Below are 24709 nucleotides of genomic sequence, written 5' to 3'. Positions count from 1 at the left end.
TGTCATCTCTCCTTACTTGCCCGACTTCTTGTCACCACCGTGACCCTTGAAGGTCCGGGTGATGGCAAATTCGCCGAGCTTGTGGCCGACCATGTTCTCGTTGACGAGAACCGGGATGTGGTTCTTGCCGTTATGCACGGCAATGGTGACGCCTACCATGTCAGGCAGGATCATCGAACGGCGCGACCAGGTCTTGATCGGCTTCTTGCTGCCCGCAGCGGCCTCCACCTTCTTGACGAGGTGGTGATCGACGAACGGGCCCTTCTTGAGTGAACGTGCCATGGTCGATTAGCCCCTACGATCGCGGACGATGAACTGCTGAGTGCGCTTGTTATGGCGCGTCTTGTAACCCTTGGTCGGGACACCCCACGGGGTGACCGGATGCGGGTTACCCTGGCCGGCCTTCGCCTCACCACCACCGTGCGGGTGGTCAACCGGGTTCATGGCAGCACCACGAACGGTCGGGCGGACGCCGCGCCAACGCTTGGCACCGGCCTTGCCCAGCTTTTCCAGGCTGTGCTCGTCGTTGCCGACTTCGCCGATGGTGGCGCAGCACTCGACCGGAACCTTACGCATTTCACCCGAGCGCAGGCGCAGGGTGGCGTAGATGCCTTCGCGAGCCACCAGCTGCACGGCCGCACCAGCGGCGCGAGCGATCTGAGCGCCCTTGCCCGGCTTCAGTTCGATGCAGTGGATGGTGGTGCCGACCGGGATGTTGCGCAGCGGCAGGGTGTTGCCAGCCTTGATCGGGGCATCCGAACCAGCGATCACCTGATCACCAGCCTTCAGGCCCTTCGGGGCGATGATGTAGCGACGCTCACCGTCGACGTAGCACAGCAGGGCGATGTGCGCGGTGCGGTTCGGATCGTATTCGATGCGTTCCACGCGCGCCGGGATGCCCAGCTTGTTGCGCTTGAAGTCGATGATGCGGTAGTGCTGCTTGGCACCACCACCGACGTGACGCACGGTGATGCGGCCATGGTGGTTACGACCACCCGAGCGGCTCTGCGACTCGACCAGCGCAGCGTGCGGAGCACCCTTGTGCAGGTCGGGAGTGACCACGCGCACGGCCGAACGGCGGCCGGGGGAAGTGGGCTTGAATTTCATCAATGGCATGGGATGTACCTCAGGCCTTGGCCGTTACATCGATCGACTGGCCATCGGCCAGGCGAACGTACGCCTTGCGCCAATCGCCGCGGCGGCCAGCACGGTTACGGAAGGACTTGTTCTTGCCCTTGACGTTGACCACGTTGACGGCTTCGACCTTGACGTCGAACAGCTGCTCAACCGCGGCCTTTACATCGGCCTTGGTGGCTTCGTTCGAAACTTCGAAGACATACTGGTTGGAGAGTTCCTGCAGGCGCGCGGTCTTTTCGGAGACACGCGGGGCACGCAGCACGCTGAAGTTTTTTTCGTTGCTGTTCATGCCAGCCACTCCTCGACCTTCTTGACCGCGTCAGCGGTGATGACGACCGTGTCGGCACCCACCAGCGAGACCGGATCCAGACCCTGGACGTCACGCACCTGCACGTACGGCAGATTGCGGGCGGACAGGTACAGGTGCTCGGACGCTTCTTCGGTGACGATCAGCGGGCGCTTGCCCACTTCCAGGCCGGCCAGCTTGGCGATCAGACCCTTCGTGTTGGTCACTTCGACGTCGAAGGACTCCACGATGGTCAGACGGCCCTGACGGTTCAGCTCGGACAGGATCGCGCACATGGCGGCACGGTACTGCTTGCGATTGACCTTCTGCTCGAAGCTGCGCGGCTTGGCCGCGAAGGTGACACCGCCGCCGACGAAGATCGGAGCCGTCAGTGCGCCATGACGCGCGCCGCCGCCCTTCTGCTTCTTCGACTTCTTGGTGGTACCAGCCACTTCGGAGCGAGTCTTCTGTGCCTTGGTGCCGGCGCGACCGGCGTTGCGGTAGGCAACGACGACCTGGTGGACCAGATCTTCGCTGAAATCGCGACCGAACACGGCGTCGGAGACCGAGACCTTGTTGTTGCTACCCGTGATAACGAGTTCCATCGTCATCTCTCCTTATGCCTTGCTCGCCGGACGGACGATCACGTCGCCACCCGCCGCGCCCGGAACGGCGCCGCGAACGGCGATCAGACCGCGCTCGACGTCGACCTTGACCACTTCCAGGTTCTGGGTGCTCTGCTGCACCGCGCCCATGTGGCCCGACATCTTCTTGCCCGGGAAAACGCGACCCGGGGTCTGGCGCTGACCCAGCGAACCCGGCGCGCGATGCGACAGCGAGTTACCGTGGGTTGCATCGCCCATACGGAAGTTGTGGCGCTTGATGGTGCCCTGGAAGCCCTTACCCTTGGTGACACCCTGGACGTCGACGATCTGGCCGACTTCGAAGATGTCCGCCTTGACTTCGCCGCCAACGGCGAAATCGCCGAGCTGCGCGTCTTCAACGCGGAATTCCCACAGGCCACGACCCGCTTCCACCTTCGCCTTGGCGAAGTGGCCGGCTTCCGGCTTGTTGACCAGGGCAGCGCGACGCGCGCCGACGGTCACCTGCACGGCGCTGTAGCCGTCGGTTTCGACGGTCTTGATCTGCGCGATGCGGTTCGGGGTTGCTTCGATCAGGGTCACCGGGATGGAGCGGCCATCTTCAGTGAACACGCGGCTCATGCCAGCCTTGCGGCCCACGAAGCCCAACGAATACTTCTTCGTCATGGTCGTAGTCCTCAGGTCAGCTTGATCTGAACGTCGACGCCGGCAGCCAGTTCGAGCTTCATCAGCGCGTCCACGGTCTTGTCATTCGGGTCAACGATATCGAGCACGCGCTTGTGCGTGCGGGTCTCGTACTGGTCACGCGCGTCCTTGTCGACGTGCGGGGAAACGAGAACGGTGTAACGCTCGATCTTGGTCGGCAGCGGGATCGGGCCACGCACTTGCGCGCCGGTCCGCTTTGCCGTTTCAACGATCTCGCTGGCCGAACGGTCGATCAGACGATGATCGAACGCTTTCAGCCGGATCCGGATCTTTTGGTCCGCCATGGCGGTAGGTTCCTTCGTTAAAAGAGCGACAGACAAAGCCTCTGGGTTGCTTTGTCCCATGAAATTCCTGAATACGGACGGCCCGCAGTCCTGCAGGCCGCCAAGGTCACTCCATAGACCTCAAAAACGTAGGCAGACCAGTTACCCGGCCTGCCCAGACGTAGAAGCATAATGGCACGCAAGGCAGCTGTCAACAGTCGCCTGTTGACGCCGCCTGAATGGCATTGACCCTTCCTGGTCCGGGGAACACAAGGCACATCCTATGCCTGCTTTCCCATTTGATACGCCCCGATGCCCTACCCAGGCAACATCGGGGCGCTGATACTACCAGATTACTCGATGATCTTCGAGACCACGCCGGCGCCGACGGTACGGCCGCCTTCGCGGATGGCGAAGCGCAGACCTTCGTCCATGGCCACCGGGTTGATCAGGGTGACTTCCATCTTGACGTTGTCACCCGGCATCACCATTTCGACGCCCTCCGGCAGCTTGGCGGCGCCGGTGATGTCGGTGGTGCGGAAGTAGAACTGCGGACGGTAGCCGTTGAAGAACGGGGTGTGGCGGCCGCCCTCGTCCTTCGACAGGACGTACACTTCGCCTTCGAACTTGGTGTGCGGCTTGATCGTGCCCGGCTTGGCCAGCACCTGGCCACGCTCGACGTCGTCACGCTTGGTGCCGCGCAGCAGCAGGCCAGCGTTGTCGCCTGCCTGACCCTGGTCCAGCAGCTTGCGGAACATTTCAACGCCGGTCACGGTGGTCTTCTGCACCGGACGGATGCCGACGATTTCGATTTCGTCGCCAACCTTGATCACGCCGCGCTCGATACGACCGGTCACCACGGTGCCGCGGCCCGAGATCGAGAACACGTCTTCCACCGGCATCAGGAACGGCTTGTCGATCGCACGCTCCGGCTCCGGAATCCAGCTGTCCAGCGCGTCGACCAGCTTCAGGATGGCCGGCACGCCGATGTCGCTCTGGTCGCCTTCCAGCGCCAGACGGGCCGAACCGGCGATGATCGGGGTGTCGTCGCCCGGGAACTCGTACTTGCTCAGCAGCTCGCGCACTTCCATCTCGACCAGCTCGAGCAGCTCGGCGTCGTCCACCATGTCGGCCTTGTTCAGGAACACGACGATGTACGGCACGCCGACCTGGCGCGACAGCAGGATGTGCTCACGGGTCTGCGGCATCGGGCCGTCAGCGGCCGAGCACACCAGGATCGCGCCGTCCATCTGGGCGGCACCGGTGATCATGTTCTTGACGTAGTCAGCGTGGCCCGGGCAGTCAACGTGGGCGTAGTGACGGATCGGGGATTCGTATTCGACGTGCGCGGTCGAGATCGTGATGCCACGCGCCTTTTCTTCCGGCGCGGCGTCGATCGAGGAGTAGTCCTTGAACTCGCCACCGAAGCGCTCGGCACCGATCTTGGTCAGTGCGGCGGTCAGCGTGGTCTTGCCGTGGTCGACGTGACCGATGGTGCCGACGTTGACGTGCGGCTTGGTGCGTTCGAACTTACCCTTTGCCATTGTTCTATACCTTGATTGTTCGTAAGTGGTTTCAAGAGAGGCTGAGCGAGGCTCAGCCCTTCTTCATGACGGCTTCGGCGATGTTGGTCGGAGCCGGCTCGTAGTGATCGAATTCCATGGTGAAGGTGGCGCGGCCCTGGGTCTGCGAACGCAGTGCAGTGGCGTAGCCGAACATTTCACCCAGCGGGATCATCGCGTTGATGATGCTGGCCGAACCGTCACCGGTGGTGTCGGAACCCTGCAGCACGCCGCGACGACGGCTGACGTCGCCCATCACGTCACCCTGGTAATCCTCCGGGGTCACGATCTCGACCTTCATGATCGGCTCCAGCAGCACCGGCTTGGCCTTGGCGAAGCCCTGCTTGAAGGCCATCGACGAAGCCAGCTTGAACGCCATTTCCGAGGAGTCGACGTCGTGGTACGAACCGAACACCAGCTTCACCTTGACGTCCACGACCGGGAAGCCAGCCAGCGGGCCGCTGGTGATGGTTTCGCGCAGGCCCTTCTCGACCGACGGGATGAATTCCTTCGGGATCACGCCGCCGGTGATGTCGTTGATGAACAGGAAGTCGTCCTTGATCATCGGAGCGATCTTCGGATCGGCACGGTCGGCAGCAGTGATCGGCGACAGTTCGATCACGACGTGACCGTACTGACCCTTACCACCGGACTGCTTGGCGTGCTTGTAGTCCGACTTGACGTCAGCCAGGGTGATGGTTTCGCGGTAGGCCACCTGCGGCGCGCCGACGTTGGCTTCAACGTTGAACTCGCGCTTCAGGCGGTCAACGATGATGTCCAGGTGCAGCTCGCCCATGCCCGAGATGATGGTCTGGCCGGATTCTTCGTCGGTCTTGACGCGGAACGACGGATCTTCCTGTGCCAGACGGCCCAGGGCCAGGCCCATCTTTTCCTGGTCCGACTTGGTCTTCGGCTCGACGGCCATCGAGATCACCGGCTCCGGGAACGTCATGCGCTCCAGGATGATCGGGGCGTCCACGGCGCACAGGGTGTCACCGGTGGTGGTGTCCTTCAGGCCCACGGCAGCGGCGATGTCACCGGCCAGAACTTCCTTGATTTCCTCGCGGTTGTTCGAGTGCATCTGCAGGATGCGGCCGATGCGCTCCTTCTTGCCCTTCACCGAGTTCAGCACGGTGTCGCCACCGTTCAGGGTGCCCGAGTAGACACGGAAGAAGGTCAGCGCGCCGACGAACGGGTCGGTGATGATCTTGAAGGCCAGCGACGAGAACGGAGCCTTGTCGTCCGACTTGCGGGTCATTTCGACGGTGTCGTCGTCAACGTCCACGCCCTTCACGTCCGGCACGTCGACCGGCGACGGCAGCAGCTGGATCACGCCATCCAGCATGGCCTGCACGCCCTTGTTCTTGAAGGCCGAGCCGCAGTACATCGGCACGATCTCGGTGGCCAGGGTGCGGGTACGCAGGGCATTGATGATTTCAGCCTCGGCCAGCTCTTCGCCGCCCAGGTACTTTTCCATCAGCTCTTCGCTGGCTTCGGCAGCGGTCTCGACCATGAACTGGCGAGCCTCTTCAGCCGGGCCCTGCAGTTCGGCCGGGATGTCGCCGTATTCGAACTTCATGCCCTGCGAAGCTTCATCCCAGTGGATGGCCTTCATCTTCAGCAGGTCGACGACGCCCTTGAAGTTGTCTTCAGCGCCGATCGGCAGCTGCATCGGCACGGCAACCGCGCCCAGCTTGGCCTTCAGCTGGCCGACGACCTTCTGGAAGTTGGCACCGGTACGGTCCATCTTGTTGACGAACGCGATGCGCGGCACGTGGTACTTGTTGGCCTGGCGCCACACGGTTTCCGACTGCGGCTGCACGCCACCGACGGCGCACAGGACGAAGACGGCACCGTCGAGCACGCGCAGCGAGCGCTCCACTTCGATGGTGAAGTCGACGTGCCCGGGGGTGTCGATGATGTTGAAGCGGTGCTCCGGCAGGGACTTGTCCATGCCCTTCCAGAACGCGGTGGTGGCAGCGGACTGGATCGTGATGCCACGCTCCTGCTCCTGCTCCATCCAGTCCATGGTGGCGGCGCCGTCATGCACTTCACCGATCTTGTGGCTCTTGCCGGTGTAGAACAGGATGCGCTCGGACGTGGTGGTCTTGCCGGCATCGATGTGAGCCATGATGCCGAAGTTACGGTAACGCTCGATGGGAGTGGAACGGGCCACGGGAGCCTCTCAGATTTCTTGGATTTCGGATGGCCGAACGCCGCCTTTCGGCGGCCTTCGGATTGGCGCAGCCCTTCTGGGACCGCGAGGCAGCACGCACCGAAGTGGTGCTGCCCTGCCTGTTTTACAAGGCCGTCAAACTCACCAGCGGTAGTGGGCGAATGCCTTGTTGGCTTCGGCCATGCGGTGGGTTTCTTCGCGCTTCTTGATGGCGCCGCCACGGTTTTCCGAGGCGTCGATCAGTTCAGCAGCCAGCTTCTTCGGCATGGTGTTCTCGCCACGCTTGCGCGCGGAGTCGATCAGCCAGCGCATGGCCAGGGCCATCTTGCGCGACGAACGCACTTCGACCGGCACCTGGTAGGTGGCACCACCGACGCGGCGCGACTTGACTTCGACCGCCGGAGCGACGTTGTCCAGAGCCTTCTGCACCAGTTCAATGGCGTTGGCGCTGCTGTTCTTCTCGGTGATCACGTCCATGGCGCCGTACACGATCTTTTCGGCGACGGACTTCTTGCCGCTCTGCATGACCATGTTGATGAAGCGGGCGATGGTTTCGCTTCCGTGCTTCGGATCGGGCAGGACGGAACGCTGCGGAGTATTACCCTTACGCGACATAGTGCTCTCTCCTTATGCCTTCGGACGCTTGGCGCCGTACTTGGAACGGGCCTGGCGACGCTTGGCAACGCCGGCGGCGTCGAGCGAGCCACGAACGGTGTGGTAACGCACACCCGGCAGGTCCTTGACGCGACCGCCGCGGATCAGGACCACGGAGTGCTCCTGCAGGTTGTGGCCTTCACCACCGATGTAGGAAATCACTTCTTCCTGGTTGGTCAGGCGGACCTTGGCAACCTTGCGCAGAGCCGAGTTCGGCTTCTTCGGAGTGGTGGTGTAGACACGGGTGCAGACGCCACGGCGCTGCGGGCACTTGTCGAGCGCCGGCGAGGCACTCTTGTAGGTGGTCGCTTGCCGCGGCTTGCGGACCAGCTGGTTGATCGTCGCCATCAGTAGGTTCTTCTGATTGGTGGCCGGAAAATCCGACCAGAGATGCGGAAATGTTAAAGCAGGCCGAAATTCTGGCCTGCTGAGACAGACGATTGTAGCAACCTGCCAGGAAAGCAGTCAAACGCCTCCTGTCAAGCCCGTCCCTGATCCCGGGACGTTACTGGGGGGCCTCCATGTACCCCGTTCAGATTGACAGGGTCGATCGCGGACGATCTCCCTGCCCTTTCCCACTCCCATCGATGGACCGACGGGGTGGTCCGGCCTTGCAGCCGGACCGGATACCTCATTCTTCGCCCGACGCCTGTTCAGCTTCGGCTTCAACCACCGGTGCCTCGACCGCGGCCGGGGTGCCGGCAAGGGTCTGCATTTCCGACTCGGTGAGGCCGGAAGCGCCGCGACGGCGGTTGCTGTGGTACGCCAGGCCGGTACCGGCCGGAATCAGGCGACCCACGATGACGTTTTCCTTCAGGCCACGCAGGTTGTCCGAGGTGCCGCGGACGGCCGCTTCGGTCAGCACGCGGGTGGTTTCCTGGAACGAAGCGGCCGAGATGAACGATTCGGTCGCCAGCGACGCCTTGGTGATACCCAGCAGGACCGGATCGAAGTGCGCCGGCAGCTCATTGCGGGCTGCAAGGCGGGCATTCTCCTCGATAACGCGCTGGCGCTCCACCTGTTCGCCGTTCAGGAACTTGCTGCTGCCCTGGTCGGTGATCTCGACCTTGCGCAGCATCTGGCGGGTGATCACCTCGATGTGCTTGTCGTTGATCTTCACGCCCTGCAGGCGATACACGTCCTGGATTTCCTTCACCAGGTAGGCGGCCAGCGGTTCGACACCCAGCAGGCGCAGGATGTCCTGCGGGCTCGGCTCGCCGTCCACGATGGTTTCACCCTTGGTGACATGCTCGCCTTCGAACACGATGACCTGGCGGTACTTCGGGATCAGCTCTTCGTGCTCCGAACCATCGGTGTCCTTGATGATCAGGCGCTGCTTGCCCTTGGTGTCCTTGCCGAAGCTGATGATGCCCGAACGCTCGGCCAGCACCGCCGGATCCTTCGGCTTGCGCGCTTCGAACAGATCGGCCACGCGCGGCAGACCACCGGTGATGTCGCGGGTCTTCGACGCTTCCTGCGGGATCTTGGCGACCACGTCACCCACGCCGACGGCAGCGCCGTCCTGCAGGTTGACGATCGAGCGCGGCGGCAGCAGGTACTGCGCCGGCAGGTCGGTGCCCGGAATCGACAGGTCGTTGCCCTTGGCGTCGACGATGCGCACGATCGGGCGCAGGTCCTTGGCCTGGGTACCACGACGCTTCGGATCGGTGATTTCGCGCGACGCCAGGCCGGTCAGCTCGTCGGTCTTCTCGATGACGGTGATGCCGTCGACGAAGTCGATGAAGCGGATGAAACCGGCCACTTCCGACACGATCGGGTGGTTATGCGGATCCCAGTTGGCCACGGTCTGGCCAGCCTTGATCGCATCACCGTCCTTGGACGTGATGGTCGCACCGTACGGCAGCTTGTAACGTTCACGCTCACGGCCGTGGGCATCGAGCACCGAGATTTCGCCCGAGCGCGACACTGCCACCAGCGAGCCGTTGGCATGCTCGACCGACTTGAGGTTGCTGAACTTGACCGAGCCGGTGGTCTTGACGGTGATGTTGTCGACCGCAGCAGCTCGCGACGCCGCACCACCGATGTGGAACGTACGCATGGTCAGCTGGGTACCCGGCTCACCGATGGACTGGGCGGCGATGACGCCGACCGCTTCACCGATGTTGACCAGGTGGCCACGGGCCAGGTCGCGGCCGTAGCAGCGCGAGCAGACGCCGAAGGCCGATTCGCAGGAGATGGTCGAGCGGACCTTGATGGTCTGCACGCCGGCGTCTTCCAGCTTGGCAACCCAGGCTTCGTCCAGCAGGGTGTTGCGGGTGACGATCGGATCTTCGTCGTTGCCCGGCAGGAACACGTCCTCGGCAACCACGCGACCCAGCACGCGGTCCTTCAGCGGCTCGACCACGTCGCCGCCTTCCACGATCGGGGTCATGATCAGGCCTTCGGTGGTACCGCAATCCACCTCGGTGATCACCACGTCCTGTGCCACGTCGACCAGACGACGGGTCAGGTAACCCGAGTTCGCGGTCTTCAGCGCGGTATCGGCCAGACCCTTACGGGCACCGTGGGTGGAGTTGAAGTACTCCTGCACGTTCAGGCCTTCGCGGAAGTTCGCCTTGATGGGCGTCTCGATGATCGAGCCGTCCGGGCGGGCCATCAGGCCACGCATGCCGGCCAGCTGACGGATCTGCGCCTGCGAACCACGCGCACCGGAGTCGGCCATGATGTACAGCGAGTTCATCGACTTCTGGTCGATGGTCTCACCCTTGGCATTGACCACCTTCTCGGTACCGATGGTGTCCATCATCGCCTTGGCGATGCGCTCGTTGGTGCGCGACCAGATGTCGACCACCTTGTTGTAGCGCTCGCCGGCGGTGACCAGGCCCGACTGGTACTGCTCCTGGATTTCCAGCACTTCGGCTTCGGCCTCGGTGAGGATGCCCTTCTTCTCGTCCGGGATCAGCATGTCGTCGATGCCGATCGAGACGCCGGCGCGGGTCGCGTACGCGAAGCCGGTGTACATCAGCTTGTCGGCGAACACGACCGTGTCCTTCAGGCCCAGCTGGCGGTAGCTGGAGTTGATCAGGCGGCTGATGTTCTTCTTGGTCAGTTCGACATTGGCCAGCGCGAACGGCAGGCCTTCCGGCAGGATTTCAGCCAGCAGGGCGCGACCGATCGTGGTGTCCACGATCGAGGTCTTGTTCTGCTTGTTGCCATCTTCGTCGGTCACCACCTCGGTGATGCGGACCTTGACCTTGGCGTGCAGTTCCACCACGCGGTTGTCGTAGGCGCGCTTGACTTCGGCGATGTTGGCGAAGGCCATGCCCTCGCCCTTCTTGTTCTCCAGCGAGCGGGTCATGTAGTACAGACCCAGCACGACGTCCTGCGACGGCACGATGATCGGCTCGCCGTTGGCCGGCGACAGGATGTTGTTGGTCGACATCATCAGCGCACGCGCTTCCAGCTGGGCTTCCAGCGAGAGCGGCACGTGGACGGCCATCTGGTCACCGTCGAAGTCGGCGTTGAACGCGGTGCAGACCAGCGGGTGCAGCTGGATGGCCTTGCCTTCGATCAGCACCGGCTCGAACGCCTGGATACCCAGACGGTGCAGGGTCGGCGCACGGTTCAGCATCACCGGATGCTCGCGGATGACCTCTTCCAGGATGTCCCAGACTTCGGCTTCTTCGCGCTCGACCAGCTTCTTGGCGGCCTTGATGGTGGTGGCCAGGCCACGACGCTGCAGCTTGGCGAAGACGAACGGCTTGAACAGCTCAAGCGCCATCTTCTTCGGCAGGCCGCACTGGTGCAGGCGCAGGTACGGACCGACCACGATGACCGAGCGGCCGGAGTAGTCGACGCGCTTGCCCAGCAGGTTCTGGCGGAAGCGGCCCTGCTTGCCCTTGATCATGTCGGCCAGCGACTTCAGCGGGCGCTTGTTGGTGCCGGTGATGGCACGGCCACGACGGCCGTTGTCCAGCAGCGCATCGACCGATTCCTGCAGCATGCGCTTTTCATTGCGCACGATGATGTCCGGCGCGCTCAGTTCGAGCAGGCGGCGCAGGCGGTTGTTACGGTTGATGACGCGGCGGTACAGGTCGTTCAGGTCGGAGGTCGCGAAGCGGCCGCCATCCAGCGGGACCAGCGGACGCAGGTCCGGCGGCAGCACCGGCAGCACGGTCATGACCATCCACTCCGGACGGTTGCCCGATTCCAGGAAGGCTTCGATCAGCTTGATGCGCTTGGTGAGGCGCTTGAGCTTGGTTTCCGAACCGGTAGCGGCGATTTCCTCGCGCAGGCGGGTCATTTCCGACTGCAGGTCGATCGTGCGCAGCAGTTCGTACACGGCCTCGGCGCCCATCGCGGCGTCGAAGTCGTCACCGTGCTCCTGGCGGGCCTGCAGGTACTGTTCTTCGGTCAGCAGCTGGCGGCGCTCCAGGGCGGTCAGGCCCGGCTCGGTCACCACGTAGGCTTCGAAGTACAGCACGCGCTCGATGTCGCGCAGGGTCATGTCCAGCATCAGGCCGATGCGCGACGGCAGCGACTTCAGGAACCAGATGTGCGCGACCGGCGAAGCCAGGTCGATGTGGCCCATGCGCTCGCGACGCACCTTGGCCAGGGTCACTTCGGTGCCGCACTTTTCGCAGACCACGCCGCGGTGCTTCATGCGCTTGTACTTGCCGCACAGGCACTCGTAGTCCTTCACCGGGCCGAAGATGGCGGCGCAGAACAGGCCGTCGCGTTCCGGCTTGAAGGTACGGTAGTTGATGGTTTCCGGCTTCTTCACTTCGCCGAAGGACCACGAACGGATCAGGTCCGGCGAAGCCAGCGCGATCTTGATCGCGTCGAAGTCCAGCGTCTGGCGCTGCTGGTTGAAGAGGTTGAGCAGGTCTTTCATGGTGTTCTCCAGAAGGAGGAATGCTGTGTCGATGGGCTTTCAGTTCACTGCCAGCGGCGCGGCGGCATTGACCGCCGCGCCGGCATGGATCAGTTGTCTTCCAGTTCCATGTTGATGGCCAGCGAGCGGATTTCCTTCACGAGCACGTTGAAGGATTCCGGCATGCCCGCGACCATCTCGTGCTCACCGTCGACGATGTTCTTGTACATCTGGTTGCGGCCCTGCACGTCATCGGACTTCACCGTCAGCATTTCCTGCAGGGTGTAGGCCGCGCCGTAGGCTTCCAGCGCCCAGACTTCCATTTCACCGAAGCGCTGGCCGCCGAACTGCGCCTTGCCGCCCAGCGGCTGCTGGGTGACGAGCGAGTACGGGCCGGTCGAACGGGCGTGCATCTTGTCGTCGACCAGGTGGTTCAGCTTCAGGTAGTGCATGTAACCCACGGTGGTGTGGCGATCGAACGCTTCACCGGTGCGGCCGTCGTACAGCTGGGTCTGGCCACTGCTCGGCAGGTCGGCCAGTTCCAGCATGCGCTTGATTTCCGCTTCGGTGGCGCCGTCGAACACCGGGGTGGCCATCGGCACGCCGTCGGTGAGGTTACGGGCCAGACGCAGCAGTTCCTCGTCGCTGAACTGCGACAGGTCGACACGGTTGGCCACGTTGGTGTCGTCGTGGTTGTAGATGTCGTCCAGGAACTTGCGCAGGTCGGCAACCGCCGCCTGGGCTTCCATCATCGCCTGGATCTTGCGGCCCAGGCCCTTGGCCGCCCAGCCCAGGTGCACTTCCAGGATCTGGCCGATGTTCATACGCGACGGCACGCCCAGCGGGTTCAGCACGATGTCCACGGTTTCGCCCGAGGCCATGTACGGCATGTCCTCGACCGGCACCACGTTGGAGACCACACCCTTGTTGCCGTGGCGGCCTGCCATCTTGTCGCCCGGCTGGATGCGGCGCTTCACGGCCAGGAACACCTTGACCATCTTCAGCACGCCCGGGGCGAGGTCGTCACCGGCGGTGATCTTGCCGCGCTTGTCGGCGAAGCGACGCTCGAATTCCTTCTCGTGCGCCTGGATCTGCTTCTGCGCGCGCTCGATGGCTTCCGAAGCGTCCTCGTCCTTCATGCGCAGGGCGAACCAGTCAGCCTTCTTCAGGCCGTCCAGGAAGGCGTCGCTGATCACGTCGCCCTTCTTCAGGCCAGCGCCACCGTTGACCACCTTGCCCACGATCTGCGAACGCAGACGCATGTAGATGGCGGCTTCCAGGATGCGGAACTGGTCGTCGAAGTCCTTCTTGACGCGCTTGATTTCAGACTCTTCGATCTGGCGGGCGCGCTTGTCCTTCTCGATGCCGTCGCGGGTGAAGACCTGCACGTCGATGACGGTACCGTCCATGCCCGGCGGAACGCGCAGCGAGCTGTCCTTCACGTCCGAAGCCTTCTCGCCGAAGATCGCGCGCAGCAGCTTTTCTTCCGGGGTCAGCTGGCTTTCGCCCTTCGGCGTGACCTTGCCGACCAGGATGTCGCCGGCACGGACTTCCGCACCGATGTACACCACGCCGCTCTCGTCCAGGCGGTTCAGCGCCTGCTCGGAGACGTTCGGGATGTCGGCGGAGATTTCCTCCGGCCCCAGCTTGGTGTCACGCGCGACGCAGGTCAGCTCTTCGATGTGGATCGTGGTGTAACGATCCTCTTCCACCACACGCTCGGAGAGCAGGATGGAGTCTTCGAAGTTGTAGCCGTTCCACGGCATGAACGCGATCAGCATGTTCTGGCCCAGGGCCAGTTCGCCGATGTCGGTGGACGGACCGTCGGCCAGCACGTCGCCGCGGGCGATGACGTCACCCACCTGGACCAGCGGACGCTGGTTGATGCAGGTGTTCTGGTTCGAACGGGTGTACTTGACCAGGTTGTAGATGTCCACGCCTGCGTCGGTGGCGCCAACGATCTCTTCCTCGTTGACCTTGACCACGATACGGGCGGCATCGATCTGCACGATCTCGCCACCACGACGGGCATTCACGGTCACACCGGAGTCACGCGCCACGGCGCGCTCGATGCCGGTACCGACCAGCGGCTTCTGCGCACGCAGGGTCGGCACGGCCTGACGCTGCATGTTGGCGCCCATCAGTGCGCGGTTGGCGTCATCGTGCTCCAGGAACGGAACCAGCGCGGCCGCGATCGACACGGTCTGCATCGGCGAGACGTCCATGAAGTGGACTTCCGCCGGCGGCTTCAGCAGCGACTCACCCTGGAAGCGGCACGGAACGAACTGCTCGGTCAGCACGCTGTCGGCATTGGTCAGCGCGTTGGCCTGCGCAATGACGTACTCGTTTTCTTCGATGGCCGACAGGAACTCGACTTCGTCATAGACCTTGCCGTCCACGACCTTGCGGTACGGAGTCTCGAGGAAACCGTACTGGTTGGTGCGGGCGTACACGGCCAGCGAGTTGATCAGGCCGATGTTCGGGCCTTCCGGGGTTTCGATGGTGCAGACGCGGCCGTAATGGGTCGGGTGCACGTCGCGCACTTCGAAGCCGGCGCGCTCACGGGTCAGACCGCCCGGGCCGAGGGCCGAGACGCGACGCTTGTGGGTCACTTCCGACAGCGGGTTGTTCTGGTCCATGAACTGCGACAGCTGCGAGGAGCCGAAGAACTCCTTGATGGCAGCGGCAACCGGCTTGGCGTTGATCAGCTCCTGCGGGGTCAGGCCTTCGGACTCGGCCATCGACAGGCGCTCTTTGACCGCGCGCTCGACGCGGACCAGGCCCACGCGGAACACGTTCTCGGCCATTTCGCCGACCGAACGCACGCGACGGTTGCCCAGGTGATCGATGTCATCGACCACGCCACGACCGTTGCGGATCTCGGTCAGGACCTTGATCACGTCCAGGATGTCGGAGCTGTCGCCATGGGCGGCAACCAGGCGCTTGGACTCTTCGTCGTTGCGCTCACCGTAGTACTTGCGGTCGTACAGCACGGCTTCGCCGGTGGTTTCCTTGCGGCCCACGCGACGGTTGAACTTCATGCGGCCGACCGCGGACAGGTCGTAGCGCTCGAAGGTGAAGAACAGGTTGTGGAACAGGTTCTGCGCGGCGTCCTTGGTCGGCGGCTCGCCCGGACGCATCATGCGGTAGATCTCGACCAGGGCTTCCAGCTGGGTCTTGGTCGGGTCGATGCGCAGGGTGTTGGACAGGTACGGGCCACGATCCAGATCGTTCACCCACAGGGTGCCCACGGCATCCACACCGGCCTTGCGGAAGGCCTGCAGCTGCTCGTCGGTGATCTCGTCATTGGCCTGGGCCAGCAGTTCGCCGGTCGAAGCATCGACCACGTCGTGCGACAGGATGCGGCCGACGATGTAGTCGTCCGGCACGGCCAGAGCGGCGATGCCCGAGGCTTCCAGCTGCTTGATGTGGCGCGCGGTGATGCGCTTGCCGGCTTCCACGATGACCTTGTCGCCGTCGGCGAGGTCGAAGCCCAGGGTTTCGCCGCGCAGGCGCTCCGGCACCAGCTCCAGCTGGACGCCTTCATCCGGGTTGATGTGGAAGGTGTTGATCTCGAAGAACTCGGCCAGCATCTCTTCGTTGCTGTAGCCGAGCGCGCGCAGCAGGATCGACACCGGCAGCTTGCGGCGGCGGTCGATACGGGTGAACAGCGCGTCCTTCGGGTCGAACTCGAAGTCCAGCCAGGAGCCGCGGTAAGGAATGATGCGGGCGCTGTACAGCAGCTTGCCCGAGCTGTGGGTCTTGCCACGGTCGTGGTCGAAGAACACGCCCGGCGAACGGTGCAGCTGCGAGACGATGACGCGCTCGGTGCCGTTGACGATGAAGGTGCCGTTCTCGGTCATCAGCGGGATTTCGCCCAGATAGACCTCCTGCTCCTTCACGTACTTGATGGCCTTGGTCGACGACTCACGGTCGTAGATCACCAGGCGCACGGTCACGCGCAGCGGGGCGCCGTAGCTCATGCCACGCTGGCGGCACTCACGCTCGTCGAAGACCGGTTCGCCCAGCTTGTAGCCGACGTATTCCAGGGCAGCGTTGCCGCTGTAGCTGGCGATCGGGAAGACCGACTTCAGCGCAGCGTGCAGGCCGTGGTCCGTGCGCTTGGCCGGATCGACGTTTTCCTGCAGGAATTCACGATAGGAATCCACCTGGATGGCGAGCAGGAACGGCACTTCGAGAATCGAGCGCTGCTTGCCGAAATCCTTGCGGATACGCTTTTTTTCGGTGAACGAATAGGACGTCATGAGGTCTTCCACCTTGTTGTGCGGATCGTGCGCCCACGATCCGAAGGGAACTTGAAATTGTCAGTTGGAAGTCGCTGGTATTGCCGGCACCAGCACGCCTTCTCCCGCTACTTCCAACTGCCAACTCGTCTGCATCCACTCCCCCGCTGCCGCGCTCTGCGCTGGCCTGCCGGGGTCTGACCGCAGCCCGTGTTGGGCTTTTTCTGCTTTTGAAACAGTCGACCAACAGTCGACCCTACCGGTACTGCAACAACGACCAAAGGCCGGGGGCTTACGCCCCCAGCCTTGGCTGCATCGCCGTGAATCGGTGACGATGCAAGGTAACTGCTTACTTGACTTCGACAGTCGCGCCAGCAGCTTCCAGGTCCTTCTTCATCTTCTCGGCGTCGTCCTTCGAAGCGCCTTCCTTCAGGACGCCACCGGCTTCGGCCAGGTCCTTCGCTTCCTTCAGGCCCAGGCCGGTGATGGCGCGGACGGCCTTGATGACTTCGACCTTCTTGTCGCCGGCCGACTTCAGGGTGACGGTGAACTCGGTCTGCTCTTCAACAGCAGCGGCCGGGCCAGCGGCAGCAGCCACGGCAACCGGAGCAGCGGCGGAGACGCCGAACTTCTCTTCGATGGCCTTGACCAGCTCCATCACTTCCATCAGGGACTTCTCGGCGATGGCGTCGACGATCTGTTCGTTGGTAAGGGACATGATTAATACCTTTGGATGATTTTCTGGGTTGAGGTTCCGTCAGGAACCACGGTAAGTCGAAACTCAGGCGGTCTCGGCGGCCGGCTCGGCAGCGTCGGCGGCGACGTCGCCACCACCCTGCTTCTCGCCAACGGCCTTGATGGCGCGGGCAAACATCGTGACCGGCTCGGTCAGGACGCGGGCCAGCATGGCCAGGGCCTGGTCGCGGGTCGGCAGCGAGGCCAGCACTTCGACGTGGCTTGCCGGGAACACTTCACCACCGATGGCGACGACCTTAGCCTTCAGCTTGTCGTTGCCCTTGGCGGCTTCCTTGATCAGGCGACCGGCAGCGCCGGGCTCCTCGAGCGAGAACGCGTACAGCAGCGGACCAACCATCTGGTCCTGGGCGACTGCGAACTCGGTGCCTTCAACGGCGCGCGAAGCCAGGGTGTTCTTGACAACCTTCAAGAAAACACCGGTTTCACGAGCCTGCTTGCGCATCGCGGTCATCTGGGCGACCGTGGTGCCAGCGTATTCGGCTGCGATCAAGGAGTGGGCCTTGGCGGCGACGTCTGCCAGCTCGGCGACTACTTCTTGCTTCTGGGACAGATTGAGAGCCATTGCACTCCTCCTATTGAACTCCGCTTACGGCTCCTGCCGTGTGCGGTCCTGTGCGGCATCCGTCCTGGACGCCGGGAACATCGGGATGATGTTCCGGGGGTGGGCCGTTCTAGACCTGGAGTGGGCCAACCTGGGAAACCCAGACGTGCGTGAACCAGAAAAACTCCAGAAGGGCACCATCTACGCAGGGTGATTCCGGGGAATCGATTAAGCGCTCATGACTGCTCCGGCGGCGACTCCTTGCCAGATCGAGCTTCCGTGCCCGTCGCCGGTATTGCCAGGACCGCGCCTGCGGTCTTTGACGGCTACCGCGGGCGATGTACGGCCAGCGATGCCTTCAAATGTCACGGTCACGGCACCGAAGGTACCGTGACCGCTTGAAACAATTACTTCAGGGTCAGCGACGACTGGTCGACGGTGACGCCCGGGCCCATCGTCGAGCTGACCGAAACCTTCTGCAGGTAGGTGCCCTTCGAGGTGGCCGGCTTGGCCTTGATCAGGTCCAGCAGCAGCGCGGTCAGGTTCGACTTCAGCGCGTCTTCGGCGAAGTCGGCCTTGCCGATGGTGCAGTGGATGATGCCGGCCTTGTCGGTGCGGTAACGGACCTGACCCGACTTGGCGTTCTTCACGGCTTCACCCGGGTTCGGGGAAACGGTGCCGACCTTCGGGTTCGGCATCAGGCCGCGCGGGCCCAGCACGGTGCCCAGCTTACCGACGACGCGCATGGCGTCCGGGGTCGCGATGACGACGTCGTAGTTCAGATCGCCGGCCTGCATCTTCTCGGCCAGATCATCCATACCGACGGCTTCGGCGCCAGCGGCCAGGGCTTCGTCAGCCTTGGCACCGGCCGGAGCGAACACGGCGACGCGGACCGACTTGCCGGTACCGGCCGGCAGCACGGTGGAGCCACGGACCTGCTGGTCGGACTTCTTCGCATCGACGCCCAGGCGCACAGCGACGTCGATCGACTCGACGAACTTGGCCTTGGTGGCGCTCTTCAGGATGTTGATCGCGTCCTCGAAGGCGTATGCCTTGCCCGGAACGACGGCGGCCTTGATGGCCTTCTCACGCTTGGTCTGTGCCATCTTATTAACCCTCCACCACGAGGCCCATGGAACGGGCAGAGCCAGCGATGGTACGCACGGCGGCGTCCAGGTCGGCGGCAGTCAGATCCGGTTCCTTCGCCTTGGCGATCTCTTCCAGCTGCTTACGGGTGACCTTGCCGACCTTCTCGGTGTTCGGGCGCTTGGAGCCCGACGAGATGCCAGCGGCCTTCTTCAGCAGGGTGGTGGCCGGGGTGCTCTTGGTGATGAAGGTGAACGTACGGTCCGAGTAGGCCGTGATGATCACCGGAACCGGCAGACCCGGCTCGAGCTTCTGCGTGGCAGCGTTGAACGCCTTGCAGAATTCCATGATGTTCAGACCGCGCTGACCCAGCGCAGGACCGACCGGCGGCGAGGGGTTGGCCTGACCGGCCTTCACCTGCAGCTTGATGTAACCGACAACTTTCTTTGCCATGTGAGTACTCTCCGGGTGCTAGCGCCTTTCGACAACAGGCTCCCCATCGGACCGGGAATCACGCGTCCCGGCATCGCGTTTTGAAATCATGCTGAAGGCCACCTTGCGGCGGCCTCGTCCTGCTGGCTTCCCAGCGGGGAGCCGCGCACTATATCAGGTTTTTTCTTCACATGCCTGAAGCGGCACATAAACGGACGAAACCGGGCAAGGCCCGGCTCCTGGTTCCCTAGAGTCAAGCTTGCTCGACTGATCAGCAAAGTCGAGCAAGCTCGACTCTACGGGCAGGTCAGACGGCCTTTTCGACCTGGCCGAACTCGAGTTCGACCGGAGTGGCACGACCGAAGATCAGCACCGAGACGCGCAGACGGCTCTTCTCGTAGTTGACTTCTTCGACGACGCCATTGAAATCGTTGAACGGGCCGTCGGTAACGCGGACCATCTGGCCCGGCTCGAACAGCACCTTCGGACGCGGCTTCTCGACACCTTCCTGAACGCGATTCAGGATGGCCTCAGCCTCGGAATCGGCGATCGGCAGCGGACGGTCGGCGGTGCCGCCGATGAAGCCCATCACGCGCGGGGTTTCCTTGACCAGGTGCCAGCTTTCGTTGTCGATGCGCGGAATACCGGCTTCTTCGTGGGTCTCGATCTGGACCAGCACGTAACCCGGGAAGAACTTGCGCTCGGAGCGGCGCTTCTGGCCAGCGCGCATCTCGACCACTTCTTCGGTCGGGACCAGGACATCGCCGAAGCGCTCTTCCATGCCGTCACGGACGATGCGATCGCGCAGAGCCTGCGCCACCGACTTCTCGAAGCCCGAATAGGCGTGAACGACGTACCAACGCTTCATGCAATTCTCCTTAGCGGCTCAGGAACAACTGAACCAGCCACTGAATGACGTAATCGAACCCACCCAGCAACAGACTGAGAATGGTCACCACCACCATCACGACCCAGGTCATGCGGATGGCTTCCTGGCGCGTCGGCCAGACCACCTTGCGCAGTTCGAAGCGCGACTCGGAGAGGAATTCGCGGGTGTCGCGCCCCTTGCCGGTCAGCATGAACACGCCGATACCGCCAACCAGACCGACCACGACCGCCAACGCACGCAGCTGACCCGCCCACGCACCCAGCTGGGTGGCGCGACCGGAGTCGGCGGAGAACCAGAACCAGACGAACAGACCGGCCAGCACCAGCAGCGATGCGGCGACGTACTTGACGATATCCCCGCCGTTGGCGGAGCTGTCCTTGGAGTGTTCGATCTTGCTATTCATCCGACTGTGTCTGCTTTAGCGGCCCAGGCCGCTGGATAAGGTGGGCAGATGGCACGCCAGGAGGGACTCGAACCCCCAACCTGCGGTTTTGGAGACCGCTGCTCTGCCAATTGAGCTACTGGCGTACGTATTGAAACTTGCCTTCCCTTAGACGGCGAAGGCGGACCGAGGTTCCCGGCCCGCCATTCGCGTAACCGGCGGCGCTATGCAACCACCGGTACTGCAGGCTTACTCGATGATCTTCGAGACCACGCCGGCGCCGACGGTACGGCCGCCTTCGCGGATGGCGAAGCGCAGACCTTCGTCCATGGCCACCGGGTTGATCAGGGTGACTTCCATCTTGACGTTGTCACCCGGCATCACCATTTCGACGCCTTCCGGCAGCTTGGCGGCGCCGGTGATGTCGGTGGTGCGGAAGTAGAACTGCGGACGGTAGCCGTTGAAGAACGGGGTGTGGCGGCCGCCCTCGTCCTTCGACAGGACGTACACTTCGCCTTCGAACTTGGTGTGCGGCTTGATCGTGCCCGGCTTGGCCAGCACCTGGCCACGCTCGACGTCGTCACGCTTGGTGCCGCGCAGCAGCAGGCCAGCGTTGTCGCCTGCCTGACCCTGGTCCAGCAGCTTGCGGAACATTTCAACGCCGGTCACGGTGGTCTTCTGCACCGGACGGATGCCGACGATTTCGATTTCGTCGCCAACCTTGATCACGCCGCGCTCGATACGACCGGTCACCACGGTGCCGCGGCCCGAGATCGAGAACACGTCCTCCACCGGCATCAGGAACGGCTTGTCGATCGCGCGCTCCGGCTCCGGAATCCAGCTGTCCAGCGCGTCGACCAGCTTCAGGATGGCCGGCACGCCGATGTCGCTCTGGTCGCCTTCCAGCGCCAGACGGGCCGAACCGGCGATGATCGGGGTGTCGTCGCCCGGGAACTCGTACTTGCTCAGCAGCTCGCGCACTTCCATCTCGACCAGCTCGAGCAGCTCGGCGTCGTCCACCATGTCGGCCTTGTTCAGGAACACGACGATGTACGGCACGCCGACCTGGCGCGACAGCAGGATGTGCTCACGGGTCTGCGGCATCGGGCCGTCAGCGGCCGAGCACACCAGGATCGCGCCGTCCATCTGGGCGGCACCGGTGATCATGTTCTTGACGTAGTCAGCGTGGCCCGGGCAGTCAACGTGGGCGTAGTGACGGATCGGGGATTCGTATTCGACGTGCGCGGTCGAGATCGTGATGCCACGCGCCTTTTCTTCCGGCGCGGCGTCGATCGAGGAGTAGTCCTTGAACTCGCCACCGAAGCGCTCGGCACCGATCTTGGTCAGTGCGGCGGTCAGCGTGGTCTTGCCGTGGTCGACGTGACCGATGGTGCCGACGTTGACGTGCGGCTTGGTGCGCTCGAACTTACCCTTGGCCATGGCTGCTTATCTCGAATTCGTCTGAGAGGTGATGCTTAAGATGGTGCTCACGAAAGGAATCGAACCTTCGACCTCTTCCTTACCAAGGAAGTGCTCTACCGACTGAGCTACGTGAGCCGAGTTTTGCATTATGACATGAACTCGATAATATTCAAAGTTCATTCAATGGAGCGGGAGACGGGAATCGAACCCGCACCATCAGCTTGGAAGGCTGAGGTTCTACCATTGAACTACTCCCGCGCCGGGAATGTCACAACGTGAAACTGGTGGAGGGAGGTGGATTCGAACCACCGAAGGCGTAAGCCAGCAGATTTACAGTCTGCCCCCGTTGGCCGCTTGGGTATCCCTCCTTACCACCCCATTCCGTTGCCGCCGAAGCGTTGCGGTGTGTGGTGGTGAGCCGCTTATTCTGCTGATGGGACGGGGGGCTGTCAACGCTTTTTTCCATTTTTTTCACACGCTGTCGCAAACCCATTGATACGCAAGGTTATTGCCCGGGAACCGGCAGGGTCTCGTTGGCGAAAATTGCGACATGAGGGACGCCGTCGCCGCCGATCCAGCCCCGATACATGCCCTGGGTGTTGAATGGCGTGGCCATTTTTCCGTCTGCAGCGAGCACGATCGCACCGCCGTCACCCCCCATCTGCGGAATCGTCTCGTTGATCACGCCCTTGCCGGCCTGTTCCGGCGTCTGCCCCTGGTAGCGCATGCGTGCGCAGATCTCGTGCGCGGCCGCGGTGCGGATGTAGTACTCGCCCCAGCCGGTGCCGGACACCGCACAGCGCGCATCGGCCCAGGTGCCTGCACCGATGATCGGCGAGTCACCCACCCGGCCATAGCGCTTGTTGGTCATGCCACCAGTGGAGGTACCGGCGGCCAGGTGCCCCTGCGCATCCAATGCGACCGCACCGACGGTCCCGAAGTGCTTTGCAGTCTCCAGGTCGGCATGCGCCTGGCCACTGGCCTCTTCTTTGAGTGCACGCTGCAGCTGCTGCCAACGCTTCTCCGTACGGAAGTAGGAGGGATCGACCAAAGACATCCCCTGCTCGACCGCGAAGGCTTCGGCGCCCTGCCCCACCATCATCACGTGCCTGGATTTCTGCATCACGGTCTGCGCCAGCAGGATCGGGTTGCGCACCCGCTGCACGCCGGCCACCGCGCCTGCAGCCTGGGTGGCCCCGTCCATCACTGCGGCATCCAGCTCGTTGTGGCCGTCATGGGTGAACACCGCGCCCTTGCCGGCGTTGAAGGTGGGATCGTCCTCCAGGACGGTGATCGCAGCGGTGACTGCAGCCAACGCGGGGCGACCCGCCGCCAGCTCCGCATGCCCCTTCAACAGGGCCGCCCGCAGCGCGTCACGTGCGGCCTTTTCCTCGGCCGGCGACAGGTCCTTGCGCTCGACGCCGGCGCCGCCGTGGATGACCAGCAGCGGTGAAGCCGCCGGTGCGGCCTGGGGAAGCATGGGCAGGGACAACAGTGCGGACAGCGCCAGGCGCAGTTTCATCGGGTACGTCTCCAGCAGAACGAGGGAATGGATTGCGGGGTAGTGCCGGCCGCTGGCCGGCAAGGGGCGCATCAGGGAAGGCGAGTTGCCGGCCAGCGGCCGGCACTACCGAAGCGTGAACTCAATCTCGCCGTCGCTGACGTCGGCCACGGCCTGGTAGTCGGCGTCGGCCTGGAAGTCATCCAGGCGCATGCGGCTGCCGCTGGCGACCACCGTTACCGGTACCGCGTGGAAGCGCAGCGGCTCGCCCTCGACCAGACGGTCGGCATCGCGGCCGGGGCTGACCACCCAGACCTTGCCTTCGCCGTCGGCGCTGTAGACCTGCGCCTGGCCATCGGGCTCCACGCACAGGGCGGTGTCCTCGTCGACGCCGATGCCGACGATGTCGGGGTCGCCACTGTCCTGCGCGGCGCGCGCCACGAACACGATCAGGCGGCCGAGCCGATCGCGCTTGTCGAAGTGGGTGTCGGTGACCACGCGCTGCAGGTAGGGCATCTGCAGGAAGCCACTGTCCATGGTCACCGCACTGCCCATCGGGTCGGCCAGCGCACCGGCGGAGGTGATGCTGCCGCCGTCCATCGCGCCGTAGGCGTAGCCACCGAGGATGGCCAGCCCGGCGCTGGTACCGGCAATCGGCTTGCCGGCGCGCACATGGGCATTGAGCGCGCGGTTGAGCGCGGTGCCCTTCCAGAAGCGGATGTAGCGCGACTGGTCACCACCGGCAATGAAGATGGCATCGGCCGCAGCCACCACGCGCAGCACGGCCGGATCGTCGGCGCCGCGGCGGCTGTCGAAGACCAGCGTCTGCACTGCGGTGGTCCCGCCAATCTCGCGATACAGGCGGTCCTGCAGTTCATCACTGCCAGAAGCGCGCAGGATCAGCACGCGGCCGTTGCCGGCCTGCTTCAGCCACCAGTGAAAGGCCTCCGGCACCCATTCGCCACCGCCCATCAGCATCATGGCCGGCGCGCGCGGGCCGGGCCGGGGTGCGTCGAGATCCCCGGCTTCGTAGTAGGCGAAGCCCGGGCCCTGCAGGTCCTGCGCAAGGGCGGCCAACGGCACGTCCAACACCAGCAGCGCCAGCCAGGCGAAGGGGGCACGCAGGGTGCAATGGAGGCGTCGCATCTTGATCTCCCTGAACAAAATCGACTTGCAAGCGTTTTCACTCTTTGCCAGATAGGGACCCAGTAGTCAAGGGCATGAAAAAGGCGTTAAA

21 protein-coding genes and 4 tRNA genes are annotated in these 24709 nt (G+C 63.5%); all 25 read right to left on the bottom strand.

The window, feature by feature from the left end:
• Nucleotides 1-12: 12 nt before the first annotated feature.
• The 25 genes from rpsS to ACSYS9_RS03870 all read right to left on the bottom strand — a co-directional run bounded on the left by rpsS (nucleotide 13) and on the right by ACSYS9_RS03870 (nucleotide 24618).
• Entirely contained in the window at nucleotides 13-282 is a 270-nt protein-coding gene (gene rpsS, locus ACSYS9_RS03990; protein WP_004154485.1) for a 30S ribosomal protein S19, read from the bottom strand.
• 6 nt (nucleotides 283-288) lie between these two features.
• Complete coding sequence (rplB, locus tag ACSYS9_RS03985) at nucleotides 289-1116, bottom strand: 50S ribosomal protein L2 (RefSeq protein ID WP_004145339.1); 828 nt, start codon at nucleotides 1114-1116, stop codon at nucleotides 289-291.
• A gap of 10 nt (nucleotides 1117-1126) precedes the next feature.
• Nucleotides 1127-1426 carry a 50S ribosomal protein L23 gene (gene rplW, locus ACSYS9_RS03980; RefSeq protein WP_440568803.1) on the bottom strand — a complete coding sequence of 100 codons (300 nt, stop codon included), beginning with the start codon at nucleotides 1424-1426 and terminating at the stop codon, nucleotides 1127-1129.
• Nucleotides 1423-2028, bottom strand: a complete 606-nt coding sequence (gene rplD, locus ACSYS9_RS03975; protein WP_004145337.1) for a 50S ribosomal protein L4 — start codon at nucleotides 2026-2028, stop codon at nucleotides 1423-1425. The genes rplW and rplD overlap by 4 nt, the downstream gene beginning before the upstream one ends.
• Nucleotides 2029-2040: 12 nt before the next feature.
• A complete protein-coding gene (rplC, locus tag ACSYS9_RS03970) occupies nucleotides 2041-2691 on the bottom strand; it encodes a 50S ribosomal protein L3 (protein ID WP_004145336.1) in 651 nt (216 codons plus the stop codon).
• Between the two features lie 11 nt (nucleotides 2692-2702).
• Nucleotides 2703-3014 (bottom strand): 30S ribosomal protein S10, encoded by a 312-nt coding sequence (gene rpsJ / locus ACSYS9_RS03965; RefSeq protein ID WP_005408208.1) that lies wholly within the window; start codon nucleotides 3012-3014, stop codon nucleotides 2703-2705.
• Nucleotides 3015-3346: 332 nt separating this feature from the next.
• Nucleotides 3347-4537 carry an elongation factor Tu gene (gene tuf, locus ACSYS9_RS03960; protein ID WP_049416993.1) on the bottom strand — a complete coding sequence of 397 codons (1191 nt, stop codon included), beginning with the start codon at nucleotides 4535-4537 and terminating at the stop codon, nucleotides 3347-3349.
• Between the two features lie 52 nt (nucleotides 4538-4589).
• The gene (fusA, locus tag ACSYS9_RS03955) at nucleotides 4590-6731 is read right to left on the bottom strand and encodes an elongation factor G (RefSeq protein WP_049422946.1); all 2142 of its coding nucleotides are present in this window, start codon (nucleotides 6729-6731) and stop codon (nucleotides 4590-4592) included.
• 141 nt (nucleotides 6732-6872) lie between these two features.
• Nucleotides 6873-7346: a 30S ribosomal protein S7 gene (gene rpsG, locus ACSYS9_RS03950; protein WP_004145321.1), complete on the bottom strand. Its 474-nt coding sequence runs from the start codon at nucleotides 7344-7346 to the stop codon at nucleotides 6873-6875.
• Between the two features lie 12 nt (nucleotides 7347-7358).
• Complete coding sequence (gene rpsL / locus ACSYS9_RS03945) at nucleotides 7359-7733, bottom strand: 30S ribosomal protein S12 (RefSeq protein WP_004145320.1); 375 nt, start codon at nucleotides 7731-7733, stop codon at nucleotides 7359-7361.
• 283 nt (nucleotides 7734-8016) lie between these two features.
• Nucleotides 8017-12240: a DNA-directed RNA polymerase subunit beta' gene (rpoC, locus tag ACSYS9_RS03940; protein ID WP_071228991.1), complete on the bottom strand. Its 4224-nt coding sequence runs from the start codon at nucleotides 12238-12240 to the stop codon at nucleotides 8017-8019.
• Between the two features lie 89 nt (nucleotides 12241-12329).
• A complete protein-coding gene (gene rpoB / locus ACSYS9_RS03935) occupies nucleotides 12330-16484 on the bottom strand; it encodes a DNA-directed RNA polymerase subunit beta (RefSeq protein ID WP_049462864.1) in 4155 nt (1384 codons plus the stop codon).
• Nucleotides 16485-16812: 328 nt separating this feature from the next.
• On the bottom strand, nucleotides 16813-17181 hold the full coding sequence (gene rplL / locus ACSYS9_RS03930; RefSeq protein ID WP_010480374.1) for a 50S ribosomal protein L7/L12: 369 nt from the start codon (nucleotides 17179-17181) through the stop codon (nucleotides 16813-16815).
• A gap of 63 nt (nucleotides 17182-17244) precedes the next feature.
• Nucleotides 17245-17781 (bottom strand): 50S ribosomal protein L10, encoded by a 537-nt coding sequence (gene rplJ, locus ACSYS9_RS03925; protein ID WP_010480377.1) that lies wholly within the window; start codon nucleotides 17779-17781, stop codon nucleotides 17245-17247.
• Nucleotides 17782-18167: 386 nt separating this feature from the next.
• Complete coding sequence (gene rplA / locus ACSYS9_RS03920) at nucleotides 18168-18866, bottom strand: 50S ribosomal protein L1 (protein ID WP_004154350.1); 699 nt, start codon at nucleotides 18864-18866, stop codon at nucleotides 18168-18170.
• 4 nt (nucleotides 18867-18870) lie between these two features.
• Nucleotides 18871-19299 carry a 50S ribosomal protein L11 gene (gene rplK / locus ACSYS9_RS03915; RefSeq protein ID WP_004145248.1) on the bottom strand — a complete coding sequence of 143 codons (429 nt, stop codon included), beginning with the start codon at nucleotides 19297-19299 and terminating at the stop codon, nucleotides 18871-18873.
• A 286-nt stretch (nucleotides 19300-19585) separates the two neighbouring features.
• Complete coding sequence (gene nusG, locus ACSYS9_RS03910) at nucleotides 19586-20146, bottom strand: transcription termination/antitermination protein NusG (RefSeq protein WP_004154362.1); 561 nt, start codon at nucleotides 20144-20146, stop codon at nucleotides 19586-19588.
• A 10-nt stretch (nucleotides 20147-20156) separates the two neighbouring features.
• Entirely contained in the window at nucleotides 20157-20570 is a 414-nt protein-coding gene (gene secE, locus ACSYS9_RS03905) for a preprotein translocase subunit SecE (RefSeq protein WP_049462865.1), read from the bottom strand.
• A gap of 49 nt (nucleotides 20571-20619) precedes the next feature.
• A tRNA-Trp gene (locus ACSYS9_RS03900) sits at nucleotides 20620-20695 on the bottom strand.
• A 103-nt stretch (nucleotides 20696-20798) separates the two neighbouring features.
• Nucleotides 20799-21989 (bottom strand): elongation factor Tu, encoded by a 1191-nt coding sequence (gene tuf, locus ACSYS9_RS03895; RefSeq protein ID WP_049416993.1) that lies wholly within the window; start codon nucleotides 21987-21989, stop codon nucleotides 20799-20801.
• A 41-nt stretch (nucleotides 21990-22030) separates the two neighbouring features.
• A tRNA-Thr gene (locus tag ACSYS9_RS03890) sits at nucleotides 22031-22106 on the bottom strand.
• 49 nt (nucleotides 22107-22155) lie between these two features.
• Nucleotides 22156-22229: transfer RNA gene (locus ACSYS9_RS03885), tRNA-Gly, on the bottom strand.
• A gap of 24 nt (nucleotides 22230-22253) precedes the next feature.
• A tRNA-Tyr gene (locus ACSYS9_RS03880) sits at nucleotides 22254-22339 on the bottom strand.
• A 137-nt stretch (nucleotides 22340-22476) separates the two neighbouring features.
• Entirely contained in the window at nucleotides 22477-23493 is a 1017-nt protein-coding gene (locus ACSYS9_RS03875; protein WP_071229184.1) for an isoaspartyl peptidase/L-asparaginase family protein, read from the bottom strand.
• A gap of 105 nt (nucleotides 23494-23598) precedes the next feature.
• On the bottom strand, nucleotides 23599-24618 hold the full coding sequence (locus ACSYS9_RS03870; RefSeq protein WP_071229187.1) for a cyanophycinase: 1020 nt from the start codon (nucleotides 24616-24618) through the stop codon (nucleotides 23599-23601).
• Nucleotides 24619-24709: the final 91 nt, after the last annotated feature.

The organism is Stenotrophomonas sp. STK17_22, assembly GCF_051983905.1.
Lineage (GTDB): Bacteria > Pseudomonadota > Gammaproteobacteria > Xanthomonadales > Xanthomonadaceae > Stenotrophomonas > Stenotrophomonas maltophilia_A.
Note: the sequence above shows the minus strand (reverse complement) of the source record. Positions and strands in the feature narration are given on the sequence as shown.